The following is a 17,407-nucleotide window of genomic DNA, read 5'->3' on the forward strand; positions in this document are numbered from 1 at the left end:
TTTCAACTATATGGTGTGATTTACAAATAAGAAATTTCTTCAATATCCTTAATCATCGTGCAGGCTTCTTCGAGTTCGCGGCTGTCAAACTCGTACATCATATGAAGTTCCTCCGGCTCAATGTCAATGCCGTGCATCTCGTAACCGACCTTATGAAGCGCCGCCGCCCATAAATCCGCGTTCAAAAACTTCGGCATAAAAGGGTGCAGGACGTACAGATGTCTTCTCCACAGCTCCTCGACGGCAACATATAATGTAGGGTTTTCATTGCCCAGCGTTTCATCAAGCACCCGGAGAACGCGATGCAAAATCGGAGCCGCATCAGGCTGGACCGTTTCACTCGGTATCGCGGTCATTGAATCGCCGAATTTTGTAATATGGACCGGTTTACTGTAGTCGTGCTCGGCCATCAGCGTCAAAATCATTGTCTTAATAAGAGGATGCGCGCCCGGATCTTGAAGAATCGTTTTTAAGAGACCCGTGTATTTTGCAATATTGCGGTCTTTAAGAGAATGAATCAGATTCATTTGTTCAGCGGGGCTGTTCAGCACTTTTTCCGTATCAAGAATGTCCTCGTATTCCTCCTCCCACGCCTCCTCCTGCTGATCGGGATCGGTCATTTTGCGGCTGAATTCGAGCAGCCGGTAGAATTGCTCCGCACTTTCTGCGGGCAGCTGGTTTTCTTCCAGCACAGCTTCAATTGTGCTTTTGACTTCTTCATATTGTTTCAGCTGAATTAAAATGGTCATGTACACTTGCAATACGGTGAAATAATGGCCGTACCCTTCATTCAGCATTTTCTCGCAAACTTGTTTTGCTTCTTCCAATTCCCCGAGTTCCAGAAAACAAATCGCCATGCCTAAATGTACGTCGGACTCGGTATCGCCGTGGCTTACCGCCTCTGAAAACAGTTCGAGGGCCTCCTCATACTGTTTATCCTTCATGGCGGCCATCCCTTTATCAACCAAGCGTTCTTTCAGACGGGGGAAAGGAATGATATCAGCTTTTTTCTTGTCATGCGTCATACTTTATTTCCTTTCAGGCGCTTATTTTGTTCAAGTGTATCAACACGCGTCATGAAACACAAGAAAGGATGATGCACACGGTAAAAAAAGCCGCCGGACAGATGCCGGGCGGCTTTTTTCAGGCTTGAAGCCATGAACTTCTTTTCGATTCAAACTGCTGAATGTCGTCCTCCAGCAGAAGCGTTAATGAAATTTCATCATAACCGTTAATCAGCATTTCCTTCCAGTGCGGATCGACTTCAAATGAAATCTCTTTTCCTTCACTGTCGTGAATGAGCTGGTTTTCCAAATCAACCGTCATATTTAGAGACTGATTTTCATATTGACCGGCGAGTTTTTTCCACTGATCATACGGCATACGGATGGGAAGCATACCGTTTTTAAAACAGTTCTGATGAAAAATATCGGCAAATGACGGAGCAATGATGATTTTGAAGCCGTAATCATCCAGCGCCCAAGGAGCGTGCTCACGGGATGATCCGCAGCCGAAATTCTCTCCGGCAATTAATATGGACGCGCCTTCATAGACTTTGCGGTTTAATTCAAATTCAGGATCAGGCTCACCGTTCTCAAGGTATCTCCAATCAAAAAACGCGAATCTGCCGTATCCGGTTCTTTCAATTCTTTTCAAAAACTGTTTCGGAATAATCTGGTCCGTATCGACGTTGATCCGGTTTAAGACGGCCGCTTTTCCCGTATGCGTTTTTAAAGGTTCCATCTTTTTGCGCACTCCTTACACAACTGTTTTTTCTTGATAAAACTTTCTTACATCGACGAAATGCCCGTGAATGGCCGCCATTGCCGCCATCGCCGGACTGACAAGGTGTGTTCTCGCGCCTTTTCCCTGTCTGCCTTCGAAGTTGCGGTTGGAAGTGGAAGCGCATCGTTCCCCTTCAGGCACGACATCATTGTTCATACTGAGGCACATGCTGCAGCCTGATTCCCTCCATTCAAAGCCGGCCTCGAGAAACACGCGGTGCAGCCCTTCTTCCTCGGCCTGCTGTTTCACGCTTTGAGAACCCGGCACCACAATGGCTCTGACGCTGTCGGCGACTTTTCGGCCTTTGATCATATCCGCAGCCTGGCGAAGATCGGTCATCCGTGAATTTGTACAGGAGCCGATAAACACATGCTCTACTTTAATATCTTCAATTTTTTGATTCGGCGCGATCCCCATGTATTCGTAAGCGCGGATGGCTTCTTTTTTACCGTCTTCAGAATCAATCGTTTCCGGCGCAGGTATTTGGGCATCGACCGGAAGAACCATGCCGGGATTGACACCCCATGTTACCATTGGAGAAATCTCGCTGCCGTCTAACACGATGGAATGATCGTATACGGCGCCCGGATCGGTTTTTAACGCTTTCCATTCTGCGGCGGCTTTTTCAAATTCCTCGCCTTTTGGCGCGTATTTACGGTTTTTACAGTATTCAATCGTCGTGTCATCAGGAGCGATCAGTCCCGCACGGGCTCCTGCTTCTATTGACATATTGCAGACAGTCATGCGTTCGTCCATAGACATGTTTCTGAATACTTCCCCGGTGTATTCAATGACATATCCGGTACCGAATTTCACCCCGTATTTTCCGATGACCGACAAGATGACATCCTTCGCTGTCACTCCTTTTTGGAGCGTTCCGTCAACGCGGATTTCAAGCGTTTTCGGCCGCTGCTGCCATAATGTCTGTGTGGAAAGAACATGTTCCACCTCACTTGTGCCGATACCGAAGGCAAGCGCTCCGAACGCGCCGTGAGTCGATGTATGGCTGTCTCCGCAAACGATCGTTTTTCCCGGAAGTGTCAGACCAAGCTCAGGCCCGACCACATGAACGATTCCCTGGTCTGCGCTGTGAAGATCCGCAAGACGGACGCCGAACTCCTCGCAATTTCGTTCAAGCGCGGTTACTTGGCGCTTTGCGACTTCATCTTTAATGTCAAAACGGTTGACGGTCGGAATATTGTGGTCCATCGTCGCGAATGTGTTCTGCGGCCGTCTGACCTTTCTTCCCTTCTGCCTTAACCCTTCAAACGCCTGAGGAGACGTCACCTCATGAATGAGGTGCAGATCAATATAGAGAAGGTCGGGTTTTCCTTCACCGCTTTTTACAACATGCCGATCCCAAATCTTTTCGATGATTGTTCGAGGCATCATCTTTGTTTCCTCCCTCTACCTATGAACTAAGACCGCTTTCTTTAAAGCGTCATACTATAGATTTTGTATTCGAGCCGGCTAATGCGGCTTTTACTTTTTCAGTAATGTCATGCGTTCCGGCATATTGGCCGTCCCGGGCGATATCACGTGTACGGCTGCCGTCTGCAAGCACCTTTGCGACCGCCTTTTCCACCGCCTGCGCTTCGTTTTCAAGTCCGAAAGATGTTCTCAAAAGCATCGCCGCTGATAAAATCGCCGCAAACGGATTGGCCATCCCTTTACCGGCGATGTCAGGCGCAGATCCATGCACGGGTTCAAACAAGTGAAGACCTGAACTTGATAAACTGGCTGACGGCAGCATGCCGAGCGAGCCTGTCAGCATGGAGGCTTCATCGCTTAAAATATCGCCGAACATATTCTCAGTTACGATGACGTCAAACTGGCTCGGAGCGTAGATGAGCTGCATCGCGGCATTATCGACAAGCATATGTTCAAGCGTCACATCAGGAAATTCTTTTGCGATTTCATCTGCCGTTTCACGCCACAGTCTGCTTGAAGAAAGCACATTCGCCTTATCAACGGACGTCACTTTTCCTTTTCTGCCGGCAGCCATCTTAAAGGCTTCTCTGACAACGCGTGCGATTTCTTCTTTCTTATAAAAAAGGGTATCGACCGCTTCCTTTTCTCCCGCTTCATTGACATACTGTCTGCTCGGCTCTCCGAAGTAGAGGCCGCCCGTCAGTTCCCTGACGATTACAAAGTCGACGCCGCTGATATATTCTTTTTTCAGCGGAGACGCCTCAGACAAGCTTTCAAATACGGTCACAGGACGCAGATTGGCAAACAGACCGAGCTTTTTTCTGATGCCGAGCAGGCCTTTTTCCGGTCTGAGCTCCGGAGGATTTTGGTCCCATTTCGGCCCGCCGACTGCCCCGAGCAGAATGGCGTCGGATCTTTCACAAAGAGCCACCGTCTCCTCAGGAAGGGGGTTTTGATGGGCGTCAATCGCCGCTCCCCCGATCAGCCCGTTTTCAAATTCAAATTCATGTCCGAATTGTTCGGCAACTCTTTTCAATACATCTGCCGCTGATTCCGCCACTTCCGGTCCGATTCCGTCACCTGGAAGCAAAGCAATGCGTTTTTTCAAATCAAACGTTCTCCTTTCTATTACGAGCCGACCGCAGTCCGTCTCTTTAATCCGTCTATATTGCAATCCAGCACCAACTGCCGGTTCACGGCGTTCAGATAAGCTTTTGCAGAAGCTTCCAGAACATCCTGCGCGATTCCCCGTCCTGATGTTTCTTTTCCGTTCACGGTCACTCTGACATAAACTTGAGCCAGCGCGTCTTCGCCTTTCCGGTTGGATTGGATGCGGTAGTCTGTCAGTTCAATATTTTTATCGATGCAGCGCCCGAGCGTATTATAAACGGCTTCTACGCTGCCCGCCCCCGTTGCCGCCTCTTGAATCAGCTGTTCGTTTTCCTGATTTTTCAAAGAGACTGTTGCAGTCGGCACCTGAGACGTTCCGTAATGCACTTGCAGAGACAGAAATTCATAGCCGATTTTTTTGTCCGTCACTTTTTCTTCTAAAATAAGAGAAATCAAGTCATCATCGGTGATTTCTTTTTTCTTTTCGGTCAGTTCTTTAAACATCGTAAAAAATTTATTGATTTCCTCACTATCAAACTGGAATCCAAGCGCATTCAGGCGGTCTTTGAACGCATGGCGTCCGGAATGCTTTCCGAGTACGAGCGCATCTGCAGTCACGCCGACAAGTTCCGGTGAAATGATTTCATATGTTGATTTTTCTTTCAGGAAACCGTCTTGGTGAATGCCGGATTCATGTGCGAAAGCGTTATCTCCGACGATTGCTTTGTTGCGGGGAACGGCCATGCCCGTCAGTTTGCTGACAAGATCACTCGTCCGCTTCAATTCATGAAGATTGAGAGATGAATCGGCTTGATGCGCGTCATTTCTGACATGAAGCGCAACGGCGATTTCCTCTAGCGCGGCGTTCCCGGCTCTTTCTCCTATGCCGTTAATGGCGCATTCAATTTGATCAGCGCCGTTCTCAATTGCCGAAAGTGAGTTGGCAACCGCCATTCCGAGATCATCGTGGCAATGGGCTGAGAGCTTTACCCGGCTGATATTCGGAACGTGTTCCTTCATATATTTAAAGATGTTTCCGTATTCAGCAGGCGTCAGGTAACCTACAGTGTCCGGCAGGTTGATGACGCTCGCGCCGGCATCAATCACTTCTTCTACGATTTCAGCCAGAAACGGAAGTTCGGTGCGGCATGCGTCTTCTGCCGACCATTGAACGATCGGAAAGCGTTCTTTTGCATACTTCACCATTTCAACCGCTTTTTCCTTAACCTCTTCCCGCGTCATTTTCAGCTTATGCTTCAGATGAATGTCAGAGGTGGCGATAAAGATGTGAATGCGCGGGCTGACCCCGTCTTTCAGCGCTTCCCAGGCTGCGTCAATGTCACCTTTGACAGATCGGGCAAGCCCTGTTACCGAACAATTTTTAATCGTTCTTGCGATTTCCTGCACGGCTAAAAAATCACCTCGGGATGAAGCGGGAAATCCCGCTTCAATAATGTCCACCCCGAGTCTTTCAAGCTGCTTGGCTATCGCCAGTTTCTCCCGGGAATTGAGGTTGACCCCGGGAGATTGTTCACCGTCACGAAGGGTCGTGTCGAAAACATTAATTTTGCGCAACGGAGACCACCGCTTCCTTCTTTTTGCCTTGTTTGACAAACGGCATCATTTCACGAAGCTGTCTGCCGACCTTTTCAATCTGATGCTCGTTTTCGCTTGCATTGATCGCATTGAAACGAGGACGGTTCACTTGGTTTTCCACGATCCATTCTTTTGCGAATGTACCGTTTTGAATATCCGTTAATACTTGTTTCATCGATTCTTTTACCTTCGCATCGACTACGCGCGGTCCTGATACAAAGTCTCCCCATTGAGCCGTATCGGAAATAGAGTATCTCATGCCCGCCAATCCTTCTTCATACATCAAGTCTACGATCAGCTTCAGTTCGTGCAGACACTCGAAGTATGCGAGTTCAGGCTGGTAGCCGGCTTCTGTCAGCGTTTCAAAACCCGCTTTGACAAGCGCCGTTAAACCTCCGCACAGAACAGCCTGCTCACCGAACAAATCCGTTTCCGTTTCTTCCTTAAATGTTGTTTCAAGAACCCCCGCACGCGCTCCGCCGATTCCTTTTGCATAAGCAAGAGCCGTATCTTTCGCTTCGCCTGATACATCCTGGTAGATGGCAAACAATGCCGGTACGCCCGCGCCTTGTTCATATGTTCTTCTGACAAGGTGTCCAGGTCCTTTAGGGGCGACAAGGAATACATCCACATCAGCAGGAGGCACGATCTGATGGAAATGGACGTTAAATCCGTGTGCGAATACCAATGACTTGCCCGCCGTCAATTCATCTTTGATTTCAGCTTCATATACTTTTTGCTGCTGCTCATCCGGAAGAAGAACCATAATGATATCAGCCTGGGCAGCCGCTTCTCTTACCGAAAAGACTTTATGACCGTCTTCTTGGGCCTGTGTAAATGATTTGCCTTGTCTGACGCCGACAATGACATCAATTCCGCTTTCTTTTAAGTTCAGCGCGTGTGCATGACCTTGTGAACCGTAACCGATAATCGCTACTTTTTTACCTGCCAATACGTTCTCTTTGATATCACCGTTATAATATACTTTTACCATTTTAATCTCTCCCTTTTTTGTGTTATACAATTGAAATTGTTTTATTGGATGACGCCTTCTGCTGGGTTCCCCTCGCAAAAGCCGTTGTGCCCGTTCTCGCGATTTCTTTAATTCCGTAAGGTTTGAGAAGCTCTATGAGCGCTTCGATTTTATTAGATTCGCCGGTAACCTGAACGACGATGCTGTCTCTTGAGACATCAACGACGGAAGCTCTGAACGGCTCAATGATTCCATTGATTTCCGTTCTGGCCGACGGTGCGGAAACAACTTTGATTAATGCCAGCTCACGCTGTACAATCGATTGATTTGTAATATCCGTCACTTTCAGGACGTCAATTTGTTTGTTAAGCTGCTTTGTCAGCTGCTCTACGTCATTTTCGCCTTCCACATGGACGACAAATGTAATCCTTGAAACACCGCTTGTTTCCGTGTGGCCTACAGTGATGCTTTCGATATTATAGTGTCTTTTTGTAAACAGGCCGGTGATCCGGTTTAATACCCCCGAGCGGTTGACCACCGTTAATGTGATAATGCGTTTCAAGGTTTCACCCCCACCATTTCATGAAGTCCTTTACCCGGCGCAATCATCGGGAATACTTTCTCGCTTTTGGCGACCCGGACGTCAATAACGGCCGGTTCTTTTGATGAAAGCGCCTTTTTAAGCTCTTCTTCCGCCTCTTCTTCCGATGAAATCCGGACGCCTTTAATGCCGTAGGCTTCTGACAATTTGACAAAGTCAGGCTGCGCCGAGAATTTGGATTCAGAATAGCGTTCTTCATAGAAGATTTCCTGCCACTGTCTGACCATGCCCAGACATTCGTTGTTCAAGATAACCACTTTGACAGGAAGATTCAGCTGCCGGATGACATCTAATTCCTGAAGGGTCATCTGAAAACCGCCGTCTCCGAGGATGGCAACGACCGTGGCGTTACGATCGGCCAGCTGCGCTCCGATGGCCGCCGGAAGGCCGAAGCCCATTGTGCCGAGCCCCCCCGAGGTCACCCACTTATCAGCCTTTCGGAAAGGATAAAACTGAGCCGCCCACATCTGGTGCTGGCCGACATCCGTCGCCACAATCGCCTCACCGTTTGTGAATTGGTGAATATACTCAATCAGCTTTTGGGGTTTCAAGCCCTCTTCTCTGTCGTCTGTATACCAAAGCGGATATTCTTCTTTCCATTCTGAAAGCTGCTGTTTCCATTCCTCTGTCTGTCCCTGTTTTCCGTTTTGCTTCAATAATTCCTGAAGGACGATTTTACTGTCGCCGACCACCGGAATCTGCGTTTCGATAATTTTTCCGATTTCAGCAGGATCAATATCGATATGCGCTACTTTGGCCGATTTTGCAAAATGCTTCAGATTTCCGGTCACGCGATCATCGAACCGCGCTCCGATGCTGATCAACAAGTCACAGTGGTAAAGCGCCATATTCGCTGTGTATGTGCCGTGCATCCCCGCCATTCCCAGAAAAAGAGGATGGTCTGCCGGGAAACCGCCCAGACCGAGAAGCGTGTGCGCTACCGGAATTTGCTGCTGTTCAGCATAATTTTTTAAATCTTCTGAAGCTTTACCGTGCAAAACACCCGCTCCGGCTAAAATAATCGGCTTTTTCGCACTGCTGACAGCTTCCACGAGCTTTCGGATCTGCAGATAGTTAGGCTCTTTTACCGGCTGATAACCCGGAAGATTGATCTCGTGATCATATCTGAATTCTCCTTCAAATGCTGCGACATCCTTCGGTATATCAATTAATACCGGGCCCGGTCTTCCCGTCGTGGCAATATGGAACGCCTCTTTAATCACACGGGGGAGATCTTCCGGACGGCGGACTTGGTAGCTGTGTTTCGTAATCGGCATCGTAATTCCTAAAATGTCGGCTTCCTGGAAAGCGTCGCTGCCGATGACCGAAGTGGCGACCTGACCGGTAAACACTACGAGCGGCAGTGAATCAATCATCGCATCCGCAAGACCGGTAACTAAATTTGTCGCTCCGGGTCCGGAGGTAGCAATCACAACCCCCGGCTTTCCGGAGACTCTCGCATACCCTTCTGCCGCATGAATCGCGCCTTGCTCGTGGCGGGGCAGGATGTGAACCAATCCTGATTGATACAGTTTATCGTAAATCGGAAGGACGGCTCCCCCCGGATAGCCGAAGATCATCTCGACATTTTCTTTCTTTAATGATTCAATCAGCATCAGAGCCCCGTTCATTGTTTTTGTACAATCGGCAGACAAAGAATCCGCCTGTACATTTGTGCCCATTTTCAGTTCCTCCTTTTCAATGTTCCCTTCTAAAATCCAATTCATAAAACGCAGCGCCGGCTGACGCAAATAAAAAAGCCTTCCCACCCACATTCAGCCAAGCATTTCATGCGATAGCCAAAAGGGGCGAAAAGGCTTTGCTCTCCGCGGTACCACCCTTGTTTACGGTCATATGCAGACCGTCTCATGGATAATGATTATCCGTTTTGATAACGAGTAAACATTGCGTTCACTCGGCCGAGTCCTACTCTTTACATTTCAGACCGGCACTCTGAGGGGAGTTCACTTTGATTTGTTTTACCGGCTCTCAGCGTTACCGGCTCTCTGTGAAAAACTTCAGCAAAGCTACTTATCCTCTTCTGCGCTTTTTATTATGGCAGCTCTTTTATTAAAAAAGAACCTTCATTTGTTTGTTTTTTCAGTGTTTTATGATTTTTCTTTTTAGCGTGAATCATTTATTTATTTTTGTTTGAACTCATATTACGCCCGTTTGCAGACAGTGTCAACAGCATTTTTATAATTATTAGACAATTTAGATTAATCAATCTATTTTGTATACGCTTTCATTACTGATATAAAAGGATCGGCAAATGTTAAAAGTTTTTATATTTTTTTTATTAATCTCTCAAGATTACATGAAATTTTTCCGTTCATATACGAATATGTCACATTTTATTACGCGATTTTTCTCTGTCCTTCCGGCATGCTTGTCAGATATTCCGTTCGATTGAACAGGCTCTTTATACAGACATACGCATACACTGTTCTTATCTCGTAAGAAATGAGTGATGTCATGAATAAGATGTTATCAGGCATGCAGGGCCTGCCTCCTGGATTTCCGCCTTTACCGGTCTTACCGCCGCAGTCTTACTATCCTCCGGCCCCGATGCATACAGCACCATATCAAGGCGGCCCTTCTTTTCAGCAGGGATTTCCGCCATCCGGATACGGACAGCAGACCCCGCAAAGCACACTGTCATTCGCCGGACAGCAATTCGTTCCGTACCCTTATACATCCGGGTACTACGGCCAAACCTTCAGTGACGTCGGCGGAAGCCTCGGCGCCGGGGCACATCCCGGCGCGCTCGGTGGCGGTTTCAGCGGCCATGCCGGGGGCTTCAGCGCTCCGAGCGGATTCAGATGATACAAAAACCGGTCTCACACGGCCGGTTTCTTTTCTTATTCACAGAGTATAACGTTCATTCCACTGATTCATTTCCTGCTCCGTATAGTAATCAGCCCTTGAAACCTCAACAATGATTAAACCGCATTGAGTGATTAAAAATTGTTTCAGTTCCTCAAACAGCTCGTCTTTTCCGCAAAAGATCGTTTCTATATTGTGATTTTTATATGCAAATGCGTACTTCAAAAGCTAATTCCTCCTGCTGTCTTTCTATCAATCATCAACAAAACGTATGATAGAAATCAGATAATTTATCACTCAAGGGCGCCTTAAGTATCTTTATACATATATTTATTACGGTAAATATTACATTAAGTTTCATTTACATTAAAATTTCTTTACAATTTTCATCAAATACGGAACTTTTGTTTCGTAAAACTAAAAATAAAATACAAAAAAACCTCAAACCCATTGTCAGGGCTTGAGGTTTTTTATACGTCCCAGGAGAGATTCGAACTCCCGACCGACGGCTTAGAAGGCCGTTGCTCTATCCGGCTGAGCTACTGGGACATGAAAAACAAATATCTGCTGATTATTTTACCATGATATCAGTGAATTGACAATATAGTCATCCGATAAAAAAGGCCAGCGGCATCAGTTTTCACTCTGATGTCACCAGCTCTTTTTTTGTACGTCCCAGGAGAGATTCGAACTCCCGACCGACGGCTTAGAAGGCCGTTGCTCTATCCAGCTGAGCTACTGGGACAGCTTTTGCTTTATGTATCAGCGACAAGATTTATTATATACAGGTTCAAATCATAAGTCAACATTTTTTTAAAAACTTTTGATGGGGAAGAATGAAATCTCCCCCATCACTTGTTAAAAACTGATTGTATTCCCCAAGTCCTTCAATTCCCGACCCGTTTCGTCGTAAAATGTCACGGCGCCTTCTCTTTCTGTAAGAGTAAGAATGGCATAGCTTTTCACATTGCGGACTCTCGGAAGACGGATGCTGCCCGGATTAATCAAAAGCTTGCCCCGAAGCACTTCACTCCCGGCAATATGTGAATGGCCGAAGCAGACGATATCCGCCCCAAGCTCTTCCGCCCGGTAAAAAACAGTTAAAAGTGACTGTTTAATGCCGTGAAGATGCCCGTGAACGGCGAGAATTTTCTTTGAACCGGCATCCAGAAGGAGTTCATCCTGAAACCCGCCGCCAAAGTCGCAATTGCCTTTCACCTTGTGATACGGCGTGAGTGCCGGATGTGCGGCGTCAAGCTCTGAATCACCGCAATGAATCATCAGATCCGCTTCGTCTTCGTGCCGCTTTGCAATCGTCTCCAGCTCGTCTTCAAGGCCGTGACTGTCACTTATTATCAGCACTTTCATTGCATACGCTCCCCCTTATGAATCAAGCAGCTTTGACAGTTTCTTGAGCGCCTCAGCCCTGTGGCTGATTTTGTTTTTCTCAGCGCTTGTCAGCTGGGCCATGGTTTTATCTTTATCTTTCACAATAAAAATGGGGTCATAGCCGAATCCGTTATCCCCCTCGGGTTCTTCCGCGATATACCCTTCAACATGACCTTCGACCGTTTTTGTTTCCTGCCCCGGCATGCTGACGGCAAGGGCGCAGCGGAAACGGGCCGTGCGCTGCTCTTTTTCGATGCCTTTTAATTCTGACAGCACCTTGTCCATATTCGCCTTATCATCTTTTGCTTCTCCGGCATAACGGGCTGAATAAACGCCCGGTCTGCCTCCAAGGTTGTCCACCGATAAACCGGAGTCGTCTGCAATGACCATTTTGTTTACGGCTTTTGCCACGGCTTCCGCTTTTAAGATGGCGTTTTCTTCAAAGGTATGTCCGGTTTCTTCAATTTCTTCCGTAAATCCGATTTCCGCCAAAGAAGAGACGCTGTAGCCTTTCGGTTCGAGTATTTCCTTGAATTCTTTCACTTTTCCCTGATTATGTGTCGCAATAATGGCTTCTTTCACGGTGATCAGGCCTCTCTTTCTTATTTCAGTTCAGGCAATGTTTCTCCCAGCACTTCTTTTTGCTTTTGAATAAGCGTCTGGATTCCTTTTTCGGCAAGACTTAACAGTCCGTTTAAATCTTCACGGGAGAATGTGGCTTCTTCGCCCGTCCCTTGAAGCTCTACAAAACGTCCGCTTCCCGTCATGATAATATTCATGTCGACTTCAGCCGCCGAATCCTCTTCATAATTCAGATCCAAAAGAAGGCCTTCTTCTTTATCCATCCCGACAGAAATGGCCGCGAGATAATCTGTCACAGGAGAGGTTTTGATAACGCCGCTTTTTACGAGTTTGCCGATCGCAATGGCCATTGCCAAGAAGGCGCCCGTAATGGAAGCCGTTCTTGTTCCGCCGTCAGCTTGAATGACGTCACAGTCGATCCAGATCGTCCGTTCGCCGAGCTTCTCCAAATCAACGACGGCCCGGAGCGCGCGCCCGATCAGCCGCTGAATTTCCATCGTTCTGCCGGAGACCTTTCCTTTTGAAGATTCTCTTATCGTTCTTTGATTCGTCGCACGGGGAAGCATGCTGTATTCCGCTGTGATCCAGCCTTTTCCTCCGCCGCGTAAAAATGGCGGCACCCGGTCTTCCACAGATGCATTACAGATGACCTTTGTATTTCCCGCTGTAATTAAAACAGAGCCTTCCGGGTGAGTGATAAAATCCAAATCAAATGTGATAGGGCGCAGCTCATCGTGCTGTCTTCCGTCGTGTCTCATATTTTACCTCCGATTATATGTACATAAACCTTTTGTTCCGGATTGTGAATAAAGAAAGAGGCAGCCGGAACGCTAACCTCTTTTTTACTAGTATATCAAAAATCGCAAATTAAAAACTACCCGTATTCACTTGTGCCGGCCTCGAAACAGGTTTTGAAAGGGATTCTCCTTTTTCATTCACCAGTTCTGATTTTCCGTTTACTTTTATAGAAACACTTTTAATCGACGGCTGTTCGGTTAACGTGAGAACGATGCTGTCCAGTACGCCCGATGACACCATTTTTGTTTTTTCGTCGGCGCTTCCGTAAATAGAGCTGTTAAAGTCCAGTGTAACCTGGCCGTCTTTCACTTTCGGCTTGCTGAGAAGTTTAACATCGTTATTAAAGTCCGTTAAAAGCCCGCTTGCTTTGCCCGGTCCGTCGGCGAGCTGTTCAACGGCAGCGGTGATGTCATTTGTTTCCGAATTGTCAATCCGCTTTGTGACAGGCACGTAGTATTCGCTCGTCTCTGTTTCCGCCAGATAATATACAGTCAGCGGGTGGGTGTCTGTCAGATCATTCACTCCGGCCGTTTCAATATTAATCCCGTCTTTTCTGCTTAAGTCGCCCGTAATCGGCGTGCCGCCCACAGGCATTTCTTTCAGCTCGTGCCCGTTGATTCTGATTTTGACTTTATCTATTGAGCTGAATTGGGTAAGCGTCCATGTAATCGATTGCAGGATTTTTTGTTCGTCTTCTTTTTTATAGTTTTTAAATTCCTTCGAAAAATCAGCGACGGCAGTGCCGTCTTTTTTAATATCGACATTTACCGTCGTATCCGCAGGGAGCACCGCTCTGAAGCCGTTCGGCAGGATTTCTGATACAGGCCCTCCCTGAACCAAGTACTCAAGGGCCTGCTTTGCGGTTCCCTCACTGTTTGGAAGAGGCAGTGTCTGTGCTGCGACATAGCCGTTTTTATCAATCAGATACAGTTCTCGCATGACTGTATTGGCCGGCTGGTCGGCTTTAGAAATGCCGTTTTTCTCTGACTGCTTTGGTTTTGCCTGAATTCCCGCTTCATCCTTTACATATGAAATGTCTTGAGGCGGGTCAATTTCCCCGGCTGTTTTATCGGATTGAAATAAACCGCATCCAGATAATACAAAAGCCGAAGTAAGACATGTTGCAGCAATGACTGCAGGTCCTTTTTTCAGCATACTTTTCCCTCCTAAGGCTGTTTGTACTATGATGTATACGAGCCCTGTCCGGGAAATAGACCGGGAAGCGCAAAAAAACCCGCTGTAAACAGCGGGGTTTTTTTGATTTATTTTCTGACCGGCTCTTGAAGGGAGATGCACTCGACATGGCCGATTTCGTGACCGAACCAGTCTTCGGCAATTTTTGCGAAGCCGTTCCGCTCTCCCGTTGTAAGAAATTGATGCTCCGGTGCATGTTTCGATTGGTTTAACAAACCTTTATAAGACAAGATGGTGCTCACTTCTCTCGCCGTCTCGTCTCCGGAGGAAATGATTTTCACATGCTCTCCCATATAATTCTGAATCGGGTCTTTTAAGATCGGATAATGCGTACATCCTAAAATCAAGGTGTCAATTGATGTACCTTTTAAAGGTTCAAGCGATGCTTCAACCGCTTCCTCCGCTGATTCCTGAAGAAACCGTCCGCTTTCCACAAACGGCACGAGCAGCGGACAAGCCGTGTTCTCAACTTGAAGTTCTGCGTTTAACCCGAGCAGCGCCTGCTCATACGCTCTGCTTTTAATGGTATTGACCGTGCCGATGACGCCGATATGCTGGTTTTTCGTGACCTTTATCGCCGTTCTCGCACCCGGCTGAATGACGCCGACAACCGGAATATCCGTTTTGCGCTGAATATCCTCCAAGGCAATGGCCGTGGCCGTATTACAGGCGATCACGAGCATTTTGATATGGTGGTTTTCCAGCAGGTAATCGGTCATTTCCCACGTGTATTGAAGAACTTCTTCTTCAGGACGCGGGCCGTACGGGCAGCGTTTTGTATCTCCCACATAGATGATATTTTCCTTCGGTAGCTGTCTCATGATTTCCTTAGCAACGGTTAACCCGCCAACCCCGGAATCAATGACTCCTATCGGCTGTTCCAACAAAATCGCCTCATTTTCTTTTCATTTCATGCTGCAGTTTCAATAATGATTTTTCGAAAGCGGCTGTTTCTTCTTCGGAAAATGTCGCAAACATATCCCGCAAATAAGCCTGTCTTTTCAAAATCACTTCTTGGATAATGCGCTCTCCTTCAGCGAGAAGATGAATTCTGACGACCCGTCTGTCAGCCGGGTCTTTGACCCGCTCGACAAGCTTATTTTTTTCCATGCGGTCTATCAGATCCGTCGTCGTGCTGCAAGCCAAATACATTTTGCCTGATAATTCGCCTATTGTCATATCCCCCAATTCATAAAGCCATTGAAGCCCCACGAATTGCGGCGGTGTAATTGCATATTGGTTAAGGATTTCTCTTCCTTTTTGTTTAATGATCGCAGCGATATGGCGGAGTGATTTTTCGATATCCGCAACATGCTCTACAGATTTTGATGTCATTTGTCCATCCCTCACTCAAGGATCTTTCTGGGCTATGCGCTCCGTGTCTATTTTCCTTCTTTTTTTAAGAAAATGCAAGACTGACGGAGAAAAAGGAAAAACCGGGATTTTCACCGCATGCCCATCAGCCCGGGCGCCAACGCAAATAACCGGCTCCTTCTCGTAAAGAAGGAAAACCGGCAAGAATCAGAGCTCTAGCTCACCCATTCTAAGAAGCTCGACAACAGCTTGCGAACGCCCTTTCACACCTAACTTCTGCATGGCATTTGAAATGTGATTCCGTACAGTTTTTTCACTGATAAATAGCTCGCTTGCAATTTCCTTTGTTGTCTTGTCTTGAACGAGCAATTCGAATACTTCTCTTTCTCTTTTGGTCAGCAGCGGCTTTGATTGAAAATCTTTCTCCTTCAAGTATTGTAACCCTCCTTGCTAAGGTGAGAGCGAATCTGAAACGAATGGGTTTATATAGTCAAGATATCATATGTAAAGGGCGCTTCGGAGGTGACGTCTCTTAGAGAAATAGTTATCCGTTCAGGCGAGCAGAATGCCTTTCTCCCGCTCCGTCCAGCTGACCGCTTTGCCGCTTTTTTTCGACACTTGAACCATAACGACGGAACCTGTAAAGCACGGCAGGCCCGACTCATTTTCTCCAAGGTAATGAAGGGTGACGGACGCATTTCCGGCAGCGCTTGCTTTCACATAAATCCGCAGATTTTCATACGGCATCACCTGACGCATATAGTCGCACTGCTGGCTTGCGACGACCGTCATCGTTTCCGAGTTTTGCGCCGTCATGCCCTGCTGTTTAAAATAAGCGATCCGTGCTTCTTCAAAATAGATGAAAGGGGTTACATTATTCATATGGCCGAACATATCCGTTTCTGAAAAACGAACCGATACTTCAGTAAAGAAAGAAAACGACTGTCTCCATTCTTCAAACGGGATATCAATATATTGCGGTTGTTTCATCACCTTCAGCTCCTTATAAAAAAACCTCTCCCGTGCGGAAGAGGCTCTTTTTCTCTTTCTTATACTCTGTCGCTTCCGAAGAAATTACGGAATGCTTGTAAATTGGTATCTCTGTTCAAAGCAGCGATTGAAGTCGTAAGCGGAATGCCTTTCGGGCAGGATTGAACACAGTTTTGTGAATTCCCGCAATCTCCGAGGCCGCCGTCTGTCATTAAAGCTTCTAAACGTTCTGCTTTGTTCATCGCGCCCGTCGGATGGGCATTAAACAGACGCACTTGTGACATCGGGGCAGGCCCCATGAATTTCGACTTGCTGTTGACGTTCGGGCAGGCTTCAAGGCAGACGCCGCATGTCATGCATTTAGACAATTCATATGCCCACTGGCGGCGTTTTTCCGGCATTCTCGGCCCCGGCCCCAAATCGTAAGTTCCGTCAATCGGCACCCATGCTTTCACTTTTTTCAGTGAATCAAACATTCTGCTGCGGTCAACCTGAAGGTCACGGACAACCGGGAATGTTTTCATCGGCTTCAGACGGATCGGCTGTTCCAGCTTATCAATCAGCGCCGTACACGACTGGCGCGGTCTTCCGTTGATGACCATGGAGCAGGCGCCGCATACTTCTTCAAGACAGTTCATGTCCCATGCGACCGGAGTGGTTTTCTCTCCTTTTGCATTCACGGGATTTCTGCGGATTTCCATCAGGGCGGAAATCACGTTCAGATTCGGGCGGTAATTGATTTCGAATTCTTCATCGTATGGCGCGCTTTCGGGCGTATCCTGGCGTGTAATGATAAACCGTATCTTTTTCTCACTCAT

19 protein-coding genes, 2 tRNA genes and 1 other annotated feature are annotated in these 17,407 nt (G+C 47.2%); of the genes, 1 reads left to right on the forward strand and 20 read right to left on the reverse strand.

The window, feature by feature from the left end:
* Nucleotides 1-20 precede the first annotated feature (20 nt).
* The 8 genes from ddcA to ilvB all read right to left on the reverse strand — a co-directional run bounded on the left by ddcA (nt 21) and on the right by ilvB (nt 9,178).
* Nucleotides 21-1,025 carry a DNA damage checkpoint antagonist DdcA gene (gene ddcA / locus HAP68_RS13065; protein ID WP_024085662.1) on the reverse strand — a complete coding sequence of 335 codons (1,005 nt, stop codon included), beginning with the start codon at nt 1,023-1,025 and terminating at the stop codon, nt 21-23.
* A gap of 118 nt (nt 1,026-1,143) precedes the next feature.
* Nucleotides 1,144-1,743, reverse strand: coding sequence for a 3-isopropylmalate dehydratase small subunit (gene leuD, locus HAP68_RS13070; protein WP_007408146.1), 600 nt, complete (start codon nt 1,741-1,743; stop codon nt 1,144-1,146).
* 15 nt (nt 1,744-1,758) lie between these two features.
* A complete protein-coding gene (gene leuC, locus HAP68_RS13075; protein ID WP_003152606.1) occupies nt 1,759-3,177 on the reverse strand; it encodes a 3-isopropylmalate dehydratase large subunit in 1,419 nt (472 codons plus the stop codon).
* Nucleotides 3,178-3,226: 49 nt separating this feature from the next.
* Nucleotides 3,227-4,324, reverse strand: a complete 1,098-nt coding sequence (gene leuB, locus HAP68_RS13080; protein ID WP_024085663.1) for a 3-isopropylmalate dehydrogenase — start codon at nt 4,322-4,324, stop codon at nt 3,227-3,229.
* Nucleotides 4,325-4,344: 20 nt separating this feature from the next.
* Complete coding sequence (locus HAP68_RS13085; protein ID WP_024085664.1) at nt 4,345-5,901, reverse strand: 2-isopropylmalate synthase; 1,557 nt, start codon at nt 5,899-5,901, stop codon at nt 4,345-4,347.
* Entirely contained in the window at nt 5,888-6,916 is a 1,029-nt protein-coding gene (gene ilvC, locus HAP68_RS13090) for a ketol-acid reductoisomerase (RefSeq protein ID WP_003152600.1), read from the reverse strand. The genes HAP68_RS13085 and ilvC overlap by 14 nt, the downstream gene beginning before the upstream one ends.
* Nucleotides 6,917-6,938: 22 nt before the next feature.
* On the reverse strand, nt 6,939-7,457 hold the full coding sequence (gene ilvN, locus HAP68_RS13095) for an acetolactate synthase small subunit (protein WP_003152598.1): 519 nt from the start codon (nt 7,455-7,457) through the stop codon (nt 6,939-6,941).
* Entirely contained in the window at nt 7,454-9,178 is a 1,725-nt protein-coding gene (gene ilvB / locus HAP68_RS13100) for an acetolactate synthase large subunit (RefSeq protein WP_024085665.1), read from the reverse strand. Before ilvB ends, ilvN begins: the two co-directional genes overlap by 4 nt.
* A gap of 119 nt (nt 9,179-9,297) precedes the next feature.
* Nucleotides 9,298-9,549, reverse strand: a binding site (T-box leader).
* 422 nt (nt 9,550-9,971) lie between these two features.
* On the opposite strand from ilvB, the gene HAP68_RS13105 reads away from it, so the two are divergent.
* Nucleotides 9,972-10,322, forward strand: coding sequence for a hypothetical protein (locus HAP68_RS13105; protein WP_014305527.1), 351 nt, complete (start codon nt 9,972-9,974; stop codon nt 10,320-10,322).
* 39 nt (nt 10,323-10,361) lie between these two features.
* Here the strand turns inward: HAP68_RS13105 and HAP68_RS13110 are convergent, their stop codons facing one another.
* From HAP68_RS13110 to sdhB, 12 genes are all read right to left on the reverse strand, one after another.
* Nucleotides 10,362-10,547 carry a hypothetical protein gene (locus HAP68_RS13110; protein WP_003152588.1) on the reverse strand — a complete coding sequence of 62 codons (186 nt, stop codon included), beginning with the start codon at nt 10,545-10,547 and terminating at the stop codon, nt 10,362-10,364.
* A gap of 250 nt (nt 10,548-10,797) precedes the next feature.
* Nucleotides 10,798-10,871, reverse strand: a tRNA-Arg gene (locus tag HAP68_RS13115).
* A 122-nt stretch (nt 10,872-10,993) separates the two neighbouring features.
* Nucleotides 10,994-11,067: transfer RNA gene (locus tag HAP68_RS13120), tRNA-Arg, on the reverse strand.
* 113 nt (nt 11,068-11,180) lie between these two features.
* Nucleotides 11,181-11,690, reverse strand: a complete 510-nt coding sequence (locus tag HAP68_RS13125; RefSeq protein ID WP_003152586.1) for a YfcE family phosphodiesterase — start codon at nt 11,688-11,690, stop codon at nt 11,181-11,183.
* A 15-nt stretch (nt 11,691-11,705) separates the two neighbouring features.
* Nucleotides 11,706-12,302 (reverse strand): XTP/dITP diphosphatase, encoded by a 597-nt coding sequence (locus HAP68_RS13130; RefSeq protein ID WP_131242028.1) that lies wholly within the window; start codon nt 12,300-12,302, stop codon nt 11,706-11,708.
* A gap of 11 nt (nt 12,303-12,313) precedes the next feature.
* Nucleotides 12,314-13,051 (reverse strand): ribonuclease PH, encoded by a 738-nt coding sequence (gene rph / locus HAP68_RS13135; RefSeq protein ID WP_007612934.1) that lies wholly within the window; start codon nt 13,049-13,051, stop codon nt 12,314-12,316.
* Between the two features lie 109 nt (nt 13,052-13,160).
* Nucleotides 13,161-14,246 (reverse strand): GerMN domain-containing protein, encoded by a 1,086-nt coding sequence (locus tag HAP68_RS13140; protein WP_024085667.1) that lies wholly within the window; start codon nt 14,244-14,246, stop codon nt 13,161-13,163.
* 107 nt (nt 14,247-14,353) lie between these two features.
* Nucleotides 14,354-15,172: a glutamate racemase gene (racE, locus tag HAP68_RS13145; protein WP_012118125.1), complete on the reverse strand. Its 819-nt coding sequence runs from the start codon at nt 15,170-15,172 to the stop codon at nt 14,354-14,356.
* A 7-nt stretch (nt 15,173-15,179) separates the two neighbouring features.
* Nucleotides 15,180-15,620 carry a MarR family winged helix-turn-helix transcriptional regulator gene (locus HAP68_RS13150; protein WP_003152580.1) on the reverse strand — a complete coding sequence of 147 codons (441 nt, stop codon included), beginning with the start codon at nt 15,618-15,620 and terminating at the stop codon, nt 15,180-15,182.
* A 186-nt stretch (nt 15,621-15,806) separates the two neighbouring features.
* Nucleotides 15,807-16,031, reverse strand: a complete 225-nt coding sequence (gene gerE, locus HAP68_RS13155) for a spore germination transcription factor GerE (RefSeq protein ID WP_003152579.1) — start codon at nt 16,029-16,031, stop codon at nt 15,807-15,809.
* A gap of 120 nt (nt 16,032-16,151) precedes the next feature.
* Nucleotides 16,152-16,589: an acyl-CoA thioesterase gene (locus tag HAP68_RS13160; protein WP_024085668.1), complete on the reverse strand. Its 438-nt coding sequence runs from the start codon at nt 16,587-16,589 to the stop codon at nt 16,152-16,154.
* Nucleotides 16,590-16,648: 59 nt separating this feature from the next.
* Nucleotides 16,649-17,407, reverse strand: a complete 759-nt coding sequence (gene sdhB, locus HAP68_RS13165) for a succinate dehydrogenase iron-sulfur subunit (protein WP_003152575.1) — start codon at nt 17,405-17,407, stop codon at nt 16,649-16,651.

The sequence above is a fragment of the Bacillus sp. Bvel1 genome (genome assembly GCF_014872755.1).
Taxonomy (GTDB): domain Bacteria; phylum Bacillota; class Bacilli; order Bacillales; family Bacillaceae; genus Bacillus; species Bacillus velezensis.